A 14,208-nucleotide genomic window follows, 5' to 3' on the forward strand; every position below is an offset into this window, starting at 1 on the left:
TGCCCTCCATGAAACGATCACCCGGAACCACCAATGCCGCACATTGGGTGAGTTATTACGTCGCGTGTTCTACTTCCTGGATCATGCCGCCCCGTTCCCCGGTAATGGACATGGGCTTATGCAACTGGAGCGAAATTAGGATCAGCTATTTAGCCAGCCCCCTTGTTTTTCATCGGACATATTTTAGGCACAGGGCTTGCAAGAGCCTGTGCAATGAATGGAGAGGTGTAAGGGCTGTAACGTGGAAAACACATCGTCATTGAACGGCTTCGGACATGGCATAGAGCAGTGGGTACAGCAGATGGAGCGGCTTGCGCCCTTGACCGGGCAGGACCGCTATCAGCAGATAGAGCAGTTGCTGGGGCAACGGGATCTTGACGCCCTGCTGGCAATCTTTGCCGAGCGGGTGGCAAACATTGTCCGGATCCACTCGCTCCAGTTCGACTGTGGCCAGCCCCACCCCCTCATCTCGCACCCGCCCCAGGCCAGGCTGACCCTGCATGCCTATCGCTTCGAGCTGCGGGGACGACACGAGCAGTTGCTCGGCCAGTTGCACTACGAGCTGGAGCACCCTCTGAGCGACGGCCAGAGGCGGTTGCTTGAGCAATATCATCAGCTGTTCAGCCTCCCCCTGCCCCTCTATCTGCGGCTGGATCGGCTGGAGCAGCAGGTGCGGCTAGACCACCTGACCGGGCTTGGCAATCGCGCCTACTTCGACGAGGCCATTGGCCGGGCGGTGGAGCAACACAGCCGGGAACCCCACGGCCTGGTGCTGGTGCTGCTGGATCTCGACAGATTCAAGCAGGTCAATGACACCTGGGGCCACCCGGTGGGCGACCTGGTGCTAAGCCGCTTCGCCCAGTTGCTGCAGGGGTGCATTCGCGGGACGGATCAGGCGTTTCGCCTCGGCGGGGACGAGTTTGCCCTGCTGCTGCAACCAGCGGACCCCGAGGCCTGGCGCCCGGTCTGGCTGCGGTTGCAACATGTGCTCCACAGCCACAAGGAGCTCAGCGCCTTCTCTGTGGGGTGCAGCCTGGGAGCCGCCAGCTGGCAGTCTGGCATGGATGTGCAGCGCCTCTACGAGACGGCCGATACCCATCTCTACGCCCGCAAGAAAGCCGGGAGCTCCGGCCTGCCCGAATAGGGCATCCCCCTTCCCCTCCCGGCCCCCTGTCACTCTGCGATGTCAATCCGCATCCTGGGGGACGGGGGGCCGCCACTCCCACGCCACCCCCTCTTCTGGCGCCAGAAATCCGTCGCAGACAAAGAGCCCGGCCACCAGAGCCACCTGTTCACCGTAGTAGAGGATGGGAATGCGCCCCCGCTGCCAGGAGGGCACCCCGTACTCTTGCAGCAGCTTCTTGAGCCGCCGACTGCCCACCCGCCCCACCGGTTTCAGCATGACGCCGGGGGCGACCTGAAAACGCACCGAGAGCAGCTCGTCCCCCCTCGGTGTCCGCAACCCTTCGCCATCCGTTCTCCAGAGCCTGAACTGCCCGAGCCCGTCCGGCAGGGTGAGCGTCTCTTCCATCCGGATGGGCAGCACCTCCTCGCGGGGGGCGAGATCTGGCGCTATCAGGTACAGGCGCCCCTGATAGCGGCGGCACGCCAACCCTTGCAGGCTCAGCCTGGGGTTGGCGTCATCGCGCGCCAGCGCCACCTCCTGCCACAGCAGGCCCAGCAGCTCGCGGGAGGGCATCTCTCCCCCCTGGCGGCGGATCCAGTGGCGCAGCAGGTTGTTGCGCCGCACGGGGGAGAGGGAGAGGAGTCCGTCAATGCGCAGCCCTTCTCCCTCACCCACCGCCTGCCAATCCGCCTCGGCCAGCTCGCTGATAAGCGCCTCCTGCTCGGCGCACAGGGCCATGGTGCGCGCCGTCGTCCGGGCCATGGCGGGCCAGCGGTCCTTGAGCAGGGGAATAATCTGCTGGCGCAGGAAGTTGCGGTCATAGCTCGGGTCCTCGTTGCTCTCATCCTCTACCCAGCCATAAGGAAGTGACTGTGCGGCTTGCGCCAGCTCGGCCCGGCTCATATCGAGCAAGGGGCGCAACAGATGGCCTGCGGCAAAAGGCTGGCTCGCCACCATACCCGCCAGCCCGCGCAGACCGGCACCCCGCTTGAGCGCCAGCAGCAGGGTCTCCAGCTGATCGTCCTGATGGTGAGCGGTGAGCAGCCACTCCCCCTCCCCCAGGTGGGCGGCGAGTCGCTCATAACGCGCCGCCCGCGCCTGGGCCTCCAGGCTCTCCCCGTTGCCCCGACAGAGCTGCACCCGCTCCACGATGAGGGGCACCGCCAGTTGCCGGCACACCCCTTCGCAGTGAGCCACCCAGTGGTCGGCATGTGGGCTCAGGCCGTGATGAACGTGCAGGGCGTTCAGGGCGAGGCCGTGGGCGCGTGCAAAACGGGCCGCCAGCACCAGCAAGACGGTGGAGTCGAGCCCGCCGCTGAAAGCCACCAGCAGACCGCGGGAACCTTCCGGCGCGGGCAGGGTCTGACAAAAACGAGAATAAATACGAGAAATCATAGGCTTCCCCAATACGACCAGGCCGATCTTAGCAGAGTCGGGCTTATCAAGCGCTAACCCGGCTGCTAGAGTGAATCGCTCCCTGCGTGGGCAAGGAAGCCATATAACCCGAATTGGAATAAAACCATAATGAACAACAAGAAACACATCCTGGCCACCCTCGTCGGGCTGGCCCTGCTGGCCGGTTGCAGTCAGGCACCGAGCCAACCGGACAAACACTCCGGCCTTGCGCTGGCCAACATGGACACCAGCGTCAAGCCTGGTGACGACTTCTTCCGCTACGTGAACGGCCACTGGCTCGCCACGGCCAAGATCCCCGATGACAGGCCCGCCGACGGCGCCTTCTACCTGCTGCGGGACAAATCCCTGGCGGACGTGCGAGTGCTGGTGGAGGGGCTGGATGGCAAAGCCGCTGCCGGCACCCCGGCCCAGCAGATCCACGACCTCTACCAGAGCTATCTGGATCAGGCCGCCCGCAACGCCAAGGGCACCACGCCCCTGCTGCCGATGCTGAGCGAGATAGAGCAGATCCGCACACCGCAGGATCTCGCCCGGGCCTTCGCCCAGAGCGCCCGCACCGGTGGCGGCTCCCCCTTCGGTTTCTGGATTGACGCCGACGCCAAGGCCCCTGACAGCTATGCCGTCTACCTCTACCAGGCCGGCCTCGGCCTGCCGGATCGGGACTACTACCTCAAGCGCGACCCCAACAGCCAGGCGCTGCTGCACAAGTACGAGCAACACATCGCCGCCATGCTGACCCGCTTCGGTGAGACGGATGCCCAGGCCAAGGCGAAACGCATCCTGGCCCTCGAGACCAGGCTCGCCCAGATCCAGTGGGACAACGTGGCCCTGCGAGACAGAGAGAAGAACTACAACAAGGGGCCGGTGAGCGAGCTGGGGCGCCTCGCCCCCGCCATCGACTGGGACGCCTACCTGGCCCAGGCTGGCCTTGCGGGGCAGCAGAGCCTGGTCATCGGCCAGCCCACCTACCTCTCGGCCCTGAACGAGGTGATGCAGCAGACCCCGGTCGCTGACTGGCAGGCCTACCTCAAGTGGCAGCTCATCACCGATTACGCCCCCTACCTCGACAGCCAGACCGATGCCCAGAATTTTGCCTTCTTCGGCACCGCTCTTAGCGGCACGCCCAAGCAGCGCGCCCCCTGGGAGCGGGCCCTTGGGGTACTGGACAACAATCTTGGGGAGGCGGTGGGCAAGCTCTATGTCGAGCGCTACTTCCCGCCTGCGGCCAAGGCCCGTATGGAGCAGCTGGTGGAGAACCTGCGCACCGCCTACGGCCAGAGCATCCAGGAGCTGGACTGGATGTCCCCGGCCACCAAGACCCAGGCCCTCGAGAAGCTCGCCAAGTTCAGACCCAAGATAGGCTACCCGGACAAGTGGAAGGACTACAGCGCCATCACCATTCGCCCCGACGATCTGGTGGGCAACCTGCAGCGGGCCCGCGCCTTCGAATACGCTGACAACCTGGCGCGCCTCGGCAAGCCGGTCGATCGGGACGAGTGGCACATGTCGCCCCAGACGGTGAACGCCTACTACAACCCGAGCAACAACGAGATCGTCTTCCCGGCCGCCATTTTGCAGCCCCCCTTCTTCGACATGACGGCGGACGATGCGGTCAACTACGGCGCCATCGGCGGGGTGATCGGCCACGAGATGGGCCACGGTTTTGATGATCAGGGGGCCAAATCCGACGGTGACGGCGTGATGCGTGACTGGTGGACGCCGGCGGATCTCAAGGAGTTTCGCTTCCGCACCAGCCGGCTGGTGGCCCAGTACAACCGCTTCGAGCCCATCAAGGGACAGTACGTCAACGGCCAGTTTACCCTGGGGGAGAACATCGGCGATCTCGGCGGCCTCACCATCGCCCACAAGGCCTACCTGCTCTCCCTGGATGGCAAGGAGGCCCCGGTGCTGGACGGTTTTACCGGCGAGCAGCGCTTCTTCCTCGGCTGGGCCCAGGTGTGGAAGGGCATGTATCGCCCCGAGCTGATGCAGATGCTGCTCGCCTCGGATCCCCACTCGCCGCCGGAATACCGGGTCAACGGCGTGGTACCGAACATCCCCGCCTTCTACGAGGCGTTCAAGATCCAGCCCGGCGACAAGCTCTATCTGGACCCGGCCAAACGGGTCAAGATATGGTGATGACAACCCGGGCAGGGGGCGGCCGACCAGCGGCACCCTGCCCGCTTCCGACGTGGCAGGGAAGCGTCCCCTGCCCGTCACAGACACACAAGCAGCAACAAGGGTCCTCTCCATGAAAGCCTTATTACTTACTCTCGGCCTGCTCAGCCTGCCCCTCGCCAGCCAGGCGGCGGACGGCTTCTTCAAACAGCTGACACTTCCCTCCGGCCAGGTGGTGACCGTCAGCGAAGGGCGCGGCGAGCCTGCCTCCACCGGCAGCTACGACGTGCGCCTCTACTCCGGTGCCAACCCCCAGTTTCCGCTGGATCAGTTCATCGACGGCAAGGTGCTGCCGCGCGATGGCAGCATCAAGGAAATCAAGCTGCTGGATCTCAACGGCGACAAGCAGCCTGAAGTCATCGTCGTGGTGGAGAGCGCCGGCAGCGGCAGCTACCTGAGCGCCGACGCCCTCACCATCAATCCCCAGGAGGGGGTGGAGAGCTTCAACCACGTGGAGGGACTGGCCCCCAGTGACGATGTGATTGAGGCCCTCAAGACCCCCGCGACTGACAACCCCCACGCCCCGTATCACGGGGCGTTTTTTTACCCCGCACCTACCGATGCGGTGCCCACGGCCCCCCACAGGGCGGATGGACGCCTGTTTTTTTCTGTGCCTATAATCGCCGCACCCTGCCATAACGAAACACAAGGAGGTAAAAAATGGTTATCCAAGCGTGTCCGATGTTCTCGGCTCGCCTGTTCGGCACATTCAAGTGCTCTTGCCTGCATACCATCGCGCTGCGATAGCGGGTTCGAGCAAAGCCGACTCCCTTCCATACCGAGACCTTTCTCGACTCTGCCGTTGTCGCCAGCGCTCCTGATGACAGGGATTTCCTATCCCGCGATTTAAGAGAGCAAGAGCATGACAACCCTGATGAGTACCCATTCCCTGCAGATGAGTGCGGGGCACCTTCCCTTATTTGACCACCTCGAACTCGGCATTCGCGCAGGCGACCGACTCGGCCTGATTGGCGCCAAAGGCTGCGGCAAGAGCACATTGCTCGCGCTGCTGGCGGGCGAGCGCACGCCCCAGGCCGGCCGGGTCGTGCAGGCCGCCGCCTGCCGCTGCGAGTTCGTGGCCCAGCAACTGCCCGCCGGGCTTTCCACCCTCAGCACCCGCGCCGTGCTGCTGGATGCCCTGGGCAACGACCCCGCCGCCGAATGGCAGGTGGACAAGCTGCTGGCCGAACTGCAGCTGGAGGCCCAGGCCACGTTGCCGGTCAGTGCACTGAGCGGTGGCCAGCACAGCCGGCTGCAGATAGGGCGCGCTCTGCTGCGCCAACCCAACCTGCTGCTGCTCGATGAGCCCAGCAACCACCTGGACTTGCCCGCCTTGCTCTGGCTCGAGCAGTTTCTGCTGGGCTGGCGCGGCGCCTTCGTGCTGGTTTCCCACGACGCTCGCCTGCTGGACCGCGTCACGGCTCAGACCCTGATCCTGCGAGACGGCCAGTTGCAGCGCTTCGCCCTGCCCTGCAGCCAGGCCAGGGCGGCGCTGGCTGCCGAGGATGAGCAGGCCCGCCTGCGCCGGGCGGACGAGCAAAAGGAGATAGACCGCCTGAGCGCCAGCAGCAAGCGCCTCGCCATCTGGGGGCGGGAGCATGACAACGAGAAGCTGGTGCGCCAGGCCAAGTCCATGGAAAAACGCATCGCCCGCCTGCAGGAGGAGCAGAGCCAGGTGGCGGCGCTGGCCCCCTGGCGGCTCGAGCTGCGCGGAGTGAGCCTGCCTGCCGACACCCTGCTGCGATTGGAGGCCCTCGACGTATCGCCGGCACCGGCACTGCCACCGCTGCTGCGTGCCGAGGGACTCTGGCTGCGGGCCGGGGACAGGGTCGCCCTGCTCGGTGCCAACGGCACCGGCAAGTCCTCCCTGCTGCGCCAGTACTGGCGCGAACTGACAGACCTGAGTCCGCAGGCGGGCTGGTACTGCCACCCCGGCGCGAGCATCGCCTATTACGATCAGTCCCTGCAGCAGCTGGCTGACGACGCCACCCTGAGCGACGCGCTGTACCCCCTGGCCCCTCTGCCTGAGGTGACGCGGCGACAGGCGCTGATCCGGGCAGGCTTCCCCTATGCCCGCCACGGCCAGCAGGTGCACACCCTGAGCGGGGGCGAGCGGGCACGGTTGCTGTTCCTCGCCCTGTCCCTCGGCAGCCACCACATGCTCTGGCTCGACGAACCCACCAATCACCTGGATCTGGCGGGCAAGGAGGAGCTGGCCGACGCCATTGCGGCCTTCCCCGGGGGCGTGCTGCTGGTCTCCCACGACCGGGAGCTGATCGAGCGCAGCTGCAACCGCTTCTGGCTGATAAAGGACGGGCGCATCCAGGAGGCCCACAGTGCCGCGCGGGCCTATGCCGAGCTGCTGGGCGATGCCCCCTTGCCGCAGGCGGGCAGCCCGGCTCGATCAGGTGACCCGCAGACCGCGGCCTCCACGGGGGATGACGAAGAGGCGCTGCTGGCGCGCTGGTATGAGCTCGATGCCCTGCTCGCCGCCGATCTGGCCCGCAAGCCCAGGCACCAGACCCCGCGCCTGCAGCAGCAGTGGCGTGACGAGCTGGCGCGCCTTGCCGAGCGGCTCGGGTTTGCCTGACGCCAGCCCGGATCATCCATCTCTTGTTACGCAACACACGCGGCCAGCCACGGCTGGCCGCAAGGAGTCATCATGACATCAGCACCACCCCACATCAGGCCGGATCCCGTCACCGACACCGACCTGCCTCACATCTATCGCGGCCTCTCCGATCCCCAGGTCGTCGCCTACTACGGCGTCAGCTACGACAGCCTGGCGGCATGCCGGGCACAGATGGATTGGTATGCCGAGCTGACCCGCACCGGCCGTGGCGCCTGGCACCTCATTCGCGACCGGCACACGGGCGAACCGCTGGGGGCCATCGGCTACAACGATGCCGACCCGACTCACCGGTGTGCCGAGCTGGGCTACTGGCTCTATCCCGAACACTGGGGCAAGGGGGTGATGAGCGCGGCGCTGCAACTCTGGCTGCCGCTCACTTACCGCACCACCGACCTGCACCGGCTGCTGGCAGTGGTGGAGGAGCCCAACCGCCCCTCCGCCCGCCTGCTGGAGCGGGCCGGTTTTCACTACGAGGGCACGGCGCGGGAGTGCGAGCGCAAGGGGGATGGATTCATCTCCCTGCGCCACTACGCCATCTTGCGCAGCGACCTGCCCGCCAGCCTGTGACCCGCAACAACAAGCCCCGCACTGCGGCAATGCTGTTCAGATAAGCACATTTTTGACTAATTATTCATAAATGCGACTTGAGTTGGGGGAGCAAGGCTGTTTCCAGTCGATGTTCCTTCAGCCTTTATCCAGCGTGGCTTGCAATAGAAAGAGGGAGGCATCATGCCTCCCTCATTTTTAGCCCTGATACTACGTGGACTGGAACTCAAATTCTCTTAAGTGAACAGCATTGCCGCACTGCGGGGCTTTTTTCGGGAGTTACTTGATGGCGCAGACACCCTCATCGGACGCCGAGCGGCGGCGTCTGCGCCGCCACAGGGAGAAGCCGCCATACCCCAGGCTCAGCACGACGGCATAGAGCACCTGAGTGGCGAGGGCCAGCAGCACCAGGGTGCAGAGCAGCACGCTGAGGCCCGCCAGCCCCTTGCCGGTCCCCGACAACAAGCGCCAGCCGGCCGCCATGCAGAGCAGATAGACCAGCACGAAGTTGCCATTGGCGTAGCGGATCAGCGCATCGAGGGGCAGACGCAGCCAGAGGATCAGGGTGATGGAGACGAAACAGATGGCGAGCACCCAGGCAAGGGCATGCAGGGGAGCGCCCCGGGCCGAGAGGCGAGAGAGGGAGACCGGCAGTTTGCCCTCCCGCGCCATGCTCCAGATAAGGCGCGCAAAACCTTGCAGGTAGATGTTGATGCTGGCGAAGCAGGAGAGATAGCCCAGCACCGCCACCAGCCACTTGGCGGTGGGGCCGAACAACAGGGAGAGCAGGGCCGGAATGGCGGTGGCATTGGTCGCCTCGTCCCCGTAGAGGTCATATTTGAGCACCACCAGCGAGTGAACCCAGTAGATGAGCCCCGCCAGCAGCACGCCCCCCAGCAGGGCAAGGGGGTAGTCCCGCTCTGGCCGCTTGAACTCCTCCCCCATGTGGGCGAAGGCCTCGAGCCCCACGAAACACCAGAACATCACCGCCAGCGCCGAGCCCATGGCGGGCCATTCGCTCGCCGTTGGCAGAGGCTGGGCGGCATCGCGCCAGCTGAGATCCCCCTTGACCCAGATAAGCAGGGTGAGCCCCAGAATGGCCAGGGCGATCAGCAGTTGCAGGTTGCCGGAGGAGCGCGCTCCCCGCAGCCCCAGCAGAAAGACCCCGAGCAGGGTGAGCAGCTGGATACCCCAGAGGGTCCACTCCCCCATGTCGAACAGGGCGTGCCAGAAACCGGCGGCGATGGTGAGGGCGGCAGGCAGGCCCACCGGCAGCACCGCCAGAAACAGGAAAGCGGAGAAGCGCTCGGCGCCGTTGCCAAAGGCGAGGCCAATCAGATGGGGGGCGCCCCCCGCGTGGGGATAACGCCGCCCGAGGCGGGCGAAGGTAAAGGCGATGGGCAGCACCAGGGCAATCAGCAGCAACCAGGCCCACAGCGACGCCCCTCCCGCCAGCGAGGCGGCGGTGGCCGGTACCACGAAGATCCCGGTACCGAGCAGGGAGGTGGCGAGCAGCCCCATCCCCTGCCAGAGCCCGAGATCCTTTTTCAACCCAGACATATCCTGTTGTCCCGTCTAGAAAAACATCCCGCCATGTTAGGCCGCCACCACCGCTTTGTTAAGCATTTGTGCCCATAAAAAAACCGCCCCGGGGGGCCAATGCTGTTCACTTAAGAGAATTTGAGTTCCAGTCCACGTAGTATCAGGACAAAAAAGCGAGGGAGGCATGATGCCTCCCTCTTTCTATTGCAAGCCCCGCTGGATAAAGGCTGGAGGAAGATCGACTGGACACAGCCTTGCCCCCTCAACTCAAATCCAATTTATGAATAATCAGTCAAAAAAGTGCTTATCTGAACAGCATTGCCCCGGGGGGCGGCTTTCTCACAGGGATGAACGCTGTCATCAGGCAATCAGCTTGTAGATGATACCGGACATGGCGATGAGGCCGATGAGGGTGACGAAGCCGTTGCTGAGGTTGCCGGCATATTTGCGCATGGCCGGCACCTTGGCGATGGCGTACATCGGCATCAGGAAGAGCAGCATGGCGATGATGGGGCCGCCCAGATCTTCAATCATGCCGAGGATGCTCGGGTTGATGGTGGCCACGGCCCAGGTGGTCAGGATCATGAAGACCGCGGTCACCTTGTTCAGCTGCTTGACGTCGACGTTCTTGCCCTTCTCGCGCAGGGACTTGGCCATCAGGCCGTTCATGCCCTCTTGCGCACCCAGGTAGTGACCCAGGAAGGACTTGCTGATGGCAACCATGGCGATGAGCGGTGCCACGGTGGCGATCACCGGGTTGTCGAAGTGGTTGGCCAGGTAGGAGAGGATGGAGATGTTCTGCTCCTTGGCCGCCGCCAGGTCAGCCGGGGAGAGGCTCAGCACGCAGCTGAACACGAAGAACATCACCGTCATCACCATCATGACGTGGGCGCCCAGCAGGATGTTGCTGCACTTCTTCTCGGCGTTGGCGCCGTAGCGGCCTTTGTTGTCCACCGCGAAGGAGGAGATGATCGGGGAGTGGTTGAAGGAGAACACCATCACCGGGATGGCCAGCCACAGGGTCTTGATGAAGTCGCCATTGAAGGCCTCACCCAGCGCCGGGGCTTCGGTGATGATGGCACCGTTCCAGTGCGGGATCAGGTAGAGCGCCAGGCCCATCAGAGTGACCACGAACGGGAAGACCAGCACGCTCATCGCCTTGACGATGACCTGGCCGCCCAGACGAACGATCGCCATCAGACCCAGGATCAGCACCAGGGAGAGGATGGCACGGGGAGGTGCCGTCATACCCAGTTGGTGCACCATCAGGCTCTCGACGGTGTTGGTGATGGCCACGGAGTACATCAGCAGGATGGGGTAGATGGCGAAGAAGTAGAGCAGGGTGATGAACTTGCCTGCGGTCTTGCCGAAGTGCTCTTCCACCACCTCGGTGATGTCGCCGTCACGGGTGGAGCCGGACAGCACGAAGCGGGTCAGGCCACGGTGGGCGAAGAAGGTCAGCGGCAGGGCCAGGATCAGCATGGCGACCAGCGGCCACAGGCCACCGACACCGGCATTGATCGGCAGGAAGAGGACACCGGCGCCGATGGCGGTACCGTACAGACCCAGCATCCAGACCACGTCGGCCTTGTTGATGCCACGGGAGGAGGCTTTGCTCAAGCTGCCTTCAACTGCAATGTTCATGTCAGACATAGGGGTATTCCTGTCATCAAGGAAAGTGGGATCTTAACTTGTCAGTGGGCCTGGGCCCGGTTCCTTTCCCTGGAACTCCAGCTATTCGTCCTGTTTGTTCCTCCGCCCCGGCCATCCGGCCGCCACTCCCTGTGGCAACCTGATTGCAACAAACACGGGCGGGGAGTCGTAATACAGAGGGGATCGTGCTCGCTCGTTAACAACGGGATAACGCTCACCTCATCCGATGAGATGACTCTAGTTAAAAGGCCCTATTAATCACAGCGTTTATTTGAATTAATCAACCAAAGTTTGATTGGAATCGCCTTTCCGTCGCTTCAGATCACACTTGAATCGCCATATTGCGATTTTTTTTTAACATATAAACTTTTTGGTGTGATCCACCTCACCCTTGAAACGCGCAACAATTTTGTCACAACCCCCTCATTGCCCCCCGATTGTCTCCCGTCGCCCCATGGCGTACCCTTTGTGTCCGCCCCTTTTCTGCGTACCGACCATGACCCTCTCCCGCACCGATCTCGCCGAGCTGGCCGTGTTTGCCGCCGTCGCCCGTCACCGCAGTTTCAGCAAGGCCGCCCTCGAGCTCGGGGTCTCCGCCTCGGCCCTGAGTCATGCCCTCAAAGGGCTGGAGAGTCGCCTGGCCGTCAGGCTGCTCAATCGCAGCACCCGGGCCGTGGTGCCGACCGAAGCGGGCGAACGGCTGCTGGCCCAGGTGCTGCCAACCCTGGGGCAGCTGGAGGCGGCGCTGGCGGAGCTGACGCGCCACGCGGGCGAACCCGTGGGCAGGCTCAGGCTCTGTGCCCCCCGAGCCGCCATCCAGGAGGTGCTGGCCCCGGTACTCATCGACTATCTGGTGAGCTACCCGCGCATGCAGGTGGAGGTGGAGGAACTGGAGCTGATGCCCCGCCTCATCGAGGATGGCTACGACGCCGCCCTCTTTTACGGCGACCTGCTGCCCCAGGAGATGATCTCGGTTCCCCTGGGCCCGCAGCAGCGCTATCTGGTGGTGGGCTCCCCCGACTATCTGGCGCGGCGTGGCACCCCTCGCCACCCCTCGGATCTGCGCCAGCACGACTGCATCGGCTACCGGCTCACGCCCCATCACCACTATCGCTGGGCCTTTGCCGCCGAGGGGGAGCTGCTGGAGATCGAAGTGACGGGCCCGCTCACCACCAGCACGCCTGCGCTCTACCTGGGGGCGGCCGAGGCGGGGCTCGGGCTCGCCTACTGCCACGAAGGGGAGGTGTTCGACGCCCTGGCATCGGGGCGGCTGGTGAGCGTGCTGGATGACTGGAGCCCCAGCTTTGCCGGGTTCAACCTCTTCTATCCGGGCCGGCACCAGCTGGGGCAAGGGCTGCGAGCCCTGATCGACATGCTGAAGGAGTATCACAGGATCCGTTGATTGATGAAATTTATTCAGCAATTCATCAAATGAAAGCCTGATTATCAATTAAACCATAAGAAACTAGACTGTCTGCTCGATTCCGGCCCTTTTCCCGAGTACAGATATGTCCGCCTACTTCCGCCTGCGTCAACGGGCCATGGCCCGCCGTTTCTGGGGCTATGCCCTCCCCTCCGTCATGGCCATGCTGGTCTCCGGCGCCTACTACCTGGTAGACGGCATCTTCGTCGGCCACTACGTGGGGGCCGCCGGCCTTGCCGGCATCAACCTGGTCTATCCGGTCATCATGGTGCTCATCGGCCTCGCCGCCATGATCGCCATGGGGGCCGCCACCGCCATCTCCTTCCAGCAGGGCGCCAGGAACCTCGCTCTGGCCCGCCAGGCTCTGGTCAGCGCCCTCTGGCTGCTGCTGATCCTGGGCACGGTAGCGCCGCTGCTGCTGCACCACTGGCACACCGATATCCTGCAGGCCCTGGGAATGGCCCCCGGCACCGACACCTGGCAGCAGGCCAGCGACTACCTCACCTGGATTGGCGGTGGCACCCTGCTGCTCGCCAGCAACCTGGCGGTGCCCTACCTGCTTCGCAACGACGGCCGCCCTCGCCTCGCCATGGTACTGGTGAGCGGCGGCGCCCTCCTCAACATCCTGCTCAACTACATAATGGTGGGCCGGCTCGGGCTCGGCCTCACCGGCACGGCCCAGGCCACCCTCCTCTCGGAGGCCATGGTCAGCCTGCTCGGCCTGGGGTACTTCTTCACCCGCCACGCCCGGTTGCGGCTGACCTGGCGCCAGCTGGTGCCCCGCTTCCCGGCCATGCCCGGCCTGCTCTTCACCGGGCTGCCGAGCCTCATCGCCCAGTTCAACCTGGGGCTGCTGTTGCTGCTGCACAACAGCCAGCTGATGGTGCACGGTACGGTCAAGGATCTGGCGGGCTTCACCGTGGCGGGATACACGGAGGCAGTCTTCATCGTCATCCTGCAGGGACTGGCGTTTGGCATCCAGCCCCTGGTGAGCCAGGCAGCCGGGGCCGGGCGCCATCGCGACCTCCAGTTCCTGATGGCGATGGGGCTCAAGATCACCCTGGTCTATGGCCTGGGGGTCTGGCTGATTGTCCAGCTGCTGCCGCAGCCGGTCGCCATGCTCTACACCGGGGATCAGGACGCAGAGCTGCTCGCCGCCGCCATCAGCAGCCTGACCCTCAACCTCGCTGCCCTGCCCCTGGAGGGGATCGTCATGTTCGGCATCGTGCTGTTGCAGGCCATGGCCCGCACCCGCCAGGCCCTCGTCATCTCCGTGGCCAAGACGGTGCTGCTGCTGCCCCTCATCTTCCTGCTGCCCCTCTGGTGGGGACGCGACGGGGTCTTGATGGCCCAGCCCGCCACCGTGCTGCTGCTGACGCCCCCCCTGTGCTGGCTGCTGTGGCGGGAGTGGCGGGCCCTGAGCCCTGCCGGAGGGCGTGCTTCCGCCCCCATGCACCGGGCGTTGACCGCCCCCTGAGACCCGCCCCCGGCGTCCCCCCACAAACGTCGCCCATAAAAAAAGTCCCCGCATGCGGGCAATGCTGTTCACTTAAGAGAATTTGAGTTCCAGTCCACGTAGTATCAGGACAAAAAAGCGAGGGAGGCATGATGCCTCCCTCTTTCTATTGCAAGCCCCGCTGGATAAAGGCTGGAGGAAGATCGACTGGACACAGCCTTGCCCCCTCAATTCAA

The 14,208-nt window shown here is 64.3% G+C and carries 9 protein-coding genes and 2 pseudogenes; 8 read left to right on the forward strand and 3 right to left on the reverse strand.

The window, feature by feature from the left end:
* Nucleotides 1-139, forward strand: a pseudogene (locus OKC30_RS00005) (IS630 family transposase); the annotation flags it as partial.
* Nucleotides 140-217: 78 nt separating this feature from the next.
* Nucleotides 218-1,144, forward strand: coding sequence for a GGDEF domain-containing protein (locus OKC30_RS00010; protein WP_160839279.1), 927 nt, complete (start codon nt 218-220; stop codon nt 1,142-1,144).
* A 42-nt stretch (nt 1,145-1,186) separates the two neighbouring features.
* Here OKC30_RS00010 and tilS read toward each other — a convergent pair whose 3' ends face one another.
* The gene (tilS, locus tag OKC30_RS00015) at nt 1,187-2,521 is read right to left on the reverse strand and encodes a tRNA lysidine(34) synthetase TilS (protein WP_160839281.1); all 1,335 of its coding nucleotides are present in this window, start codon (nt 2,519-2,521) and stop codon (nt 1,187-1,189) included.
* Nucleotides 2,522-2,650: 129 nt separating this feature from the next.
* Between tilS and OKC30_RS00020 the strand changes: the two genes are divergently transcribed.
* The 4 genes and pseudogenes from OKC30_RS00020 (at nt 2,651) to OKC30_RS00035 (ending at nt 7,919) form a co-directional block, all read left to right on the forward strand.
* Nucleotides 2,651-4,681 carry a M13 family metallopeptidase gene (locus OKC30_RS00020; RefSeq protein ID WP_160839283.1) on the forward strand — a complete coding sequence of 677 codons (2,031 nt, stop codon included), beginning with the start codon at nt 2,651-2,653 and terminating at the stop codon, nt 4,679-4,681.
* Between the two features lie 112 nt (nt 4,682-4,793).
* Nucleotides 4,794-5,222: pseudogene (locus OKC30_RS00025) on the forward strand (PliI family lysozyme inhibitor of I-type lysozyme); the annotation flags it as partial.
* A gap of 360 nt (nt 5,223-5,582) precedes the next feature.
* Nucleotides 5,583-7,310 carry an ABC-F family ATP-binding cassette domain-containing protein gene (locus OKC30_RS00030; protein WP_270809507.1) on the forward strand — a complete coding sequence of 576 codons (1,728 nt, stop codon included), beginning with the start codon at nt 5,583-5,585 and terminating at the stop codon, nt 7,308-7,310.
* A 72-nt stretch (nt 7,311-7,382) separates the two neighbouring features.
* Nucleotides 7,383-7,919 carry a GNAT family N-acetyltransferase gene (locus OKC30_RS00035; RefSeq protein ID WP_160839287.1) on the forward strand — a complete coding sequence of 179 codons (537 nt, stop codon included), beginning with the start codon at nt 7,383-7,385 and terminating at the stop codon, nt 7,917-7,919.
* Between the two features lie 258 nt (nt 7,920-8,177).
* Here the strand turns inward: OKC30_RS00035 and yjeH are convergent, their stop codons facing one another.
* Both yjeH and OKC30_RS00045 read right to left on the reverse strand, forming a co-directional pair.
* A complete protein-coding gene (gene yjeH / locus OKC30_RS00040; protein WP_041211297.1) occupies nt 8,178-9,458 on the reverse strand; it encodes an L-methionine/branched-chain amino acid transporter in 1,281 nt (426 codons plus the stop codon).
* 342 nt (nt 9,459-9,800) lie between these two features.
* Nucleotides 9,801-11,093 (reverse strand): HAAAP family serine/threonine permease, encoded by a 1,293-nt coding sequence (locus tag OKC30_RS00045; protein ID WP_049636279.1) that lies wholly within the window; start codon nt 11,091-11,093, stop codon nt 9,801-9,803.
* A 496-nt stretch (nt 11,094-11,589) separates the two neighbouring features.
* Here OKC30_RS00045 and OKC30_RS00050 point away from each other — a divergent pair, with 496 nt between their 5' ends.
* The gene (locus tag OKC30_RS00050; protein WP_160837542.1) at nt 11,590-12,495 is read left to right on the forward strand and encodes a LysR family transcriptional regulator; all 906 of its coding nucleotides are present in this window, start codon (nt 11,590-11,592) and stop codon (nt 12,493-12,495) included.
* A gap of 106 nt (nt 12,496-12,601) precedes the next feature.
* Nucleotides 12,602-13,993 (forward strand): MATE family efflux transporter, encoded by a 1,392-nt coding sequence (locus tag OKC30_RS00055; protein WP_069785586.1) that lies wholly within the window; start codon nt 12,602-12,604, stop codon nt 13,991-13,993.
* Nucleotides 13,994-14,208 lie beyond the last annotated feature (215 nt).

It is taken from the genome of Aeromonas sp. QDB18, assembly GCF_027705325.1.
In the GTDB taxonomy this organism is placed as follows: domain Bacteria; phylum Pseudomonadota; class Gammaproteobacteria; order Enterobacterales; family Aeromonadaceae; genus Aeromonas; species Aeromonas caviae.

What these genes read in the sequence shown, in the direction of transcription:
- OKC30_RS00010 (WP_160839279.1), top strand. Translation starts at nt 218, where the DNA reads ATGGAGAGGTGTAAGGGCTGTAACGTGGAAAACACATCGTCATTGAAC.
- tilS (WP_160839281.1), bottom strand. Translation starts at nt 2,521, where the DNA reads ATGATTTCTCGTATTTATTCTCGTTTTTGTCAGACCCTGCCCGCGCCG.
- OKC30_RS00020 (WP_160839283.1), top strand. Translation starts at nt 2,651, where the DNA reads ATGAACAACAAGAAACACATCCTGGCCACCCTCGTCGGGCTGGCCCTG.
- OKC30_RS00030 (WP_270809507.1), top strand. Translation starts at nt 5,583, where the DNA reads ATGACAACCCTGATGAGTACCCATTCCCTGCAGATGAGTGCGGGGCAC.
- OKC30_RS00035 (WP_160839287.1), top strand. Translation starts at nt 7,383, where the DNA reads ATGACATCAGCACCACCCCACATCAGGCCGGATCCCGTCACCGACACC.
- yjeH (WP_041211297.1), bottom strand. Translation starts at nt 9,458, where the DNA reads ATGTCTGGGTTGAAAAAGGATCTCGGGCTCTGGCAGGGGATGGGGCTG.
- OKC30_RS00045 (WP_049636279.1), bottom strand. Translation starts at nt 11,093, where the DNA reads ATGTCTGACATGAACATTGCAGTTGAAGGCAGCTTGAGCAAAGCCTCC.
- OKC30_RS00050 (WP_160837542.1), top strand. Translation starts at nt 11,590, where the DNA reads ATGACCCTCTCCCGCACCGATCTCGCCGAGCTGGCCGTGTTTGCCGCC.
- OKC30_RS00055 (WP_069785586.1), top strand. Translation starts at nt 12,602, where the DNA reads ATGTCCGCCTACTTCCGCCTGCGTCAACGGGCCATGGCCCGCCGTTTC.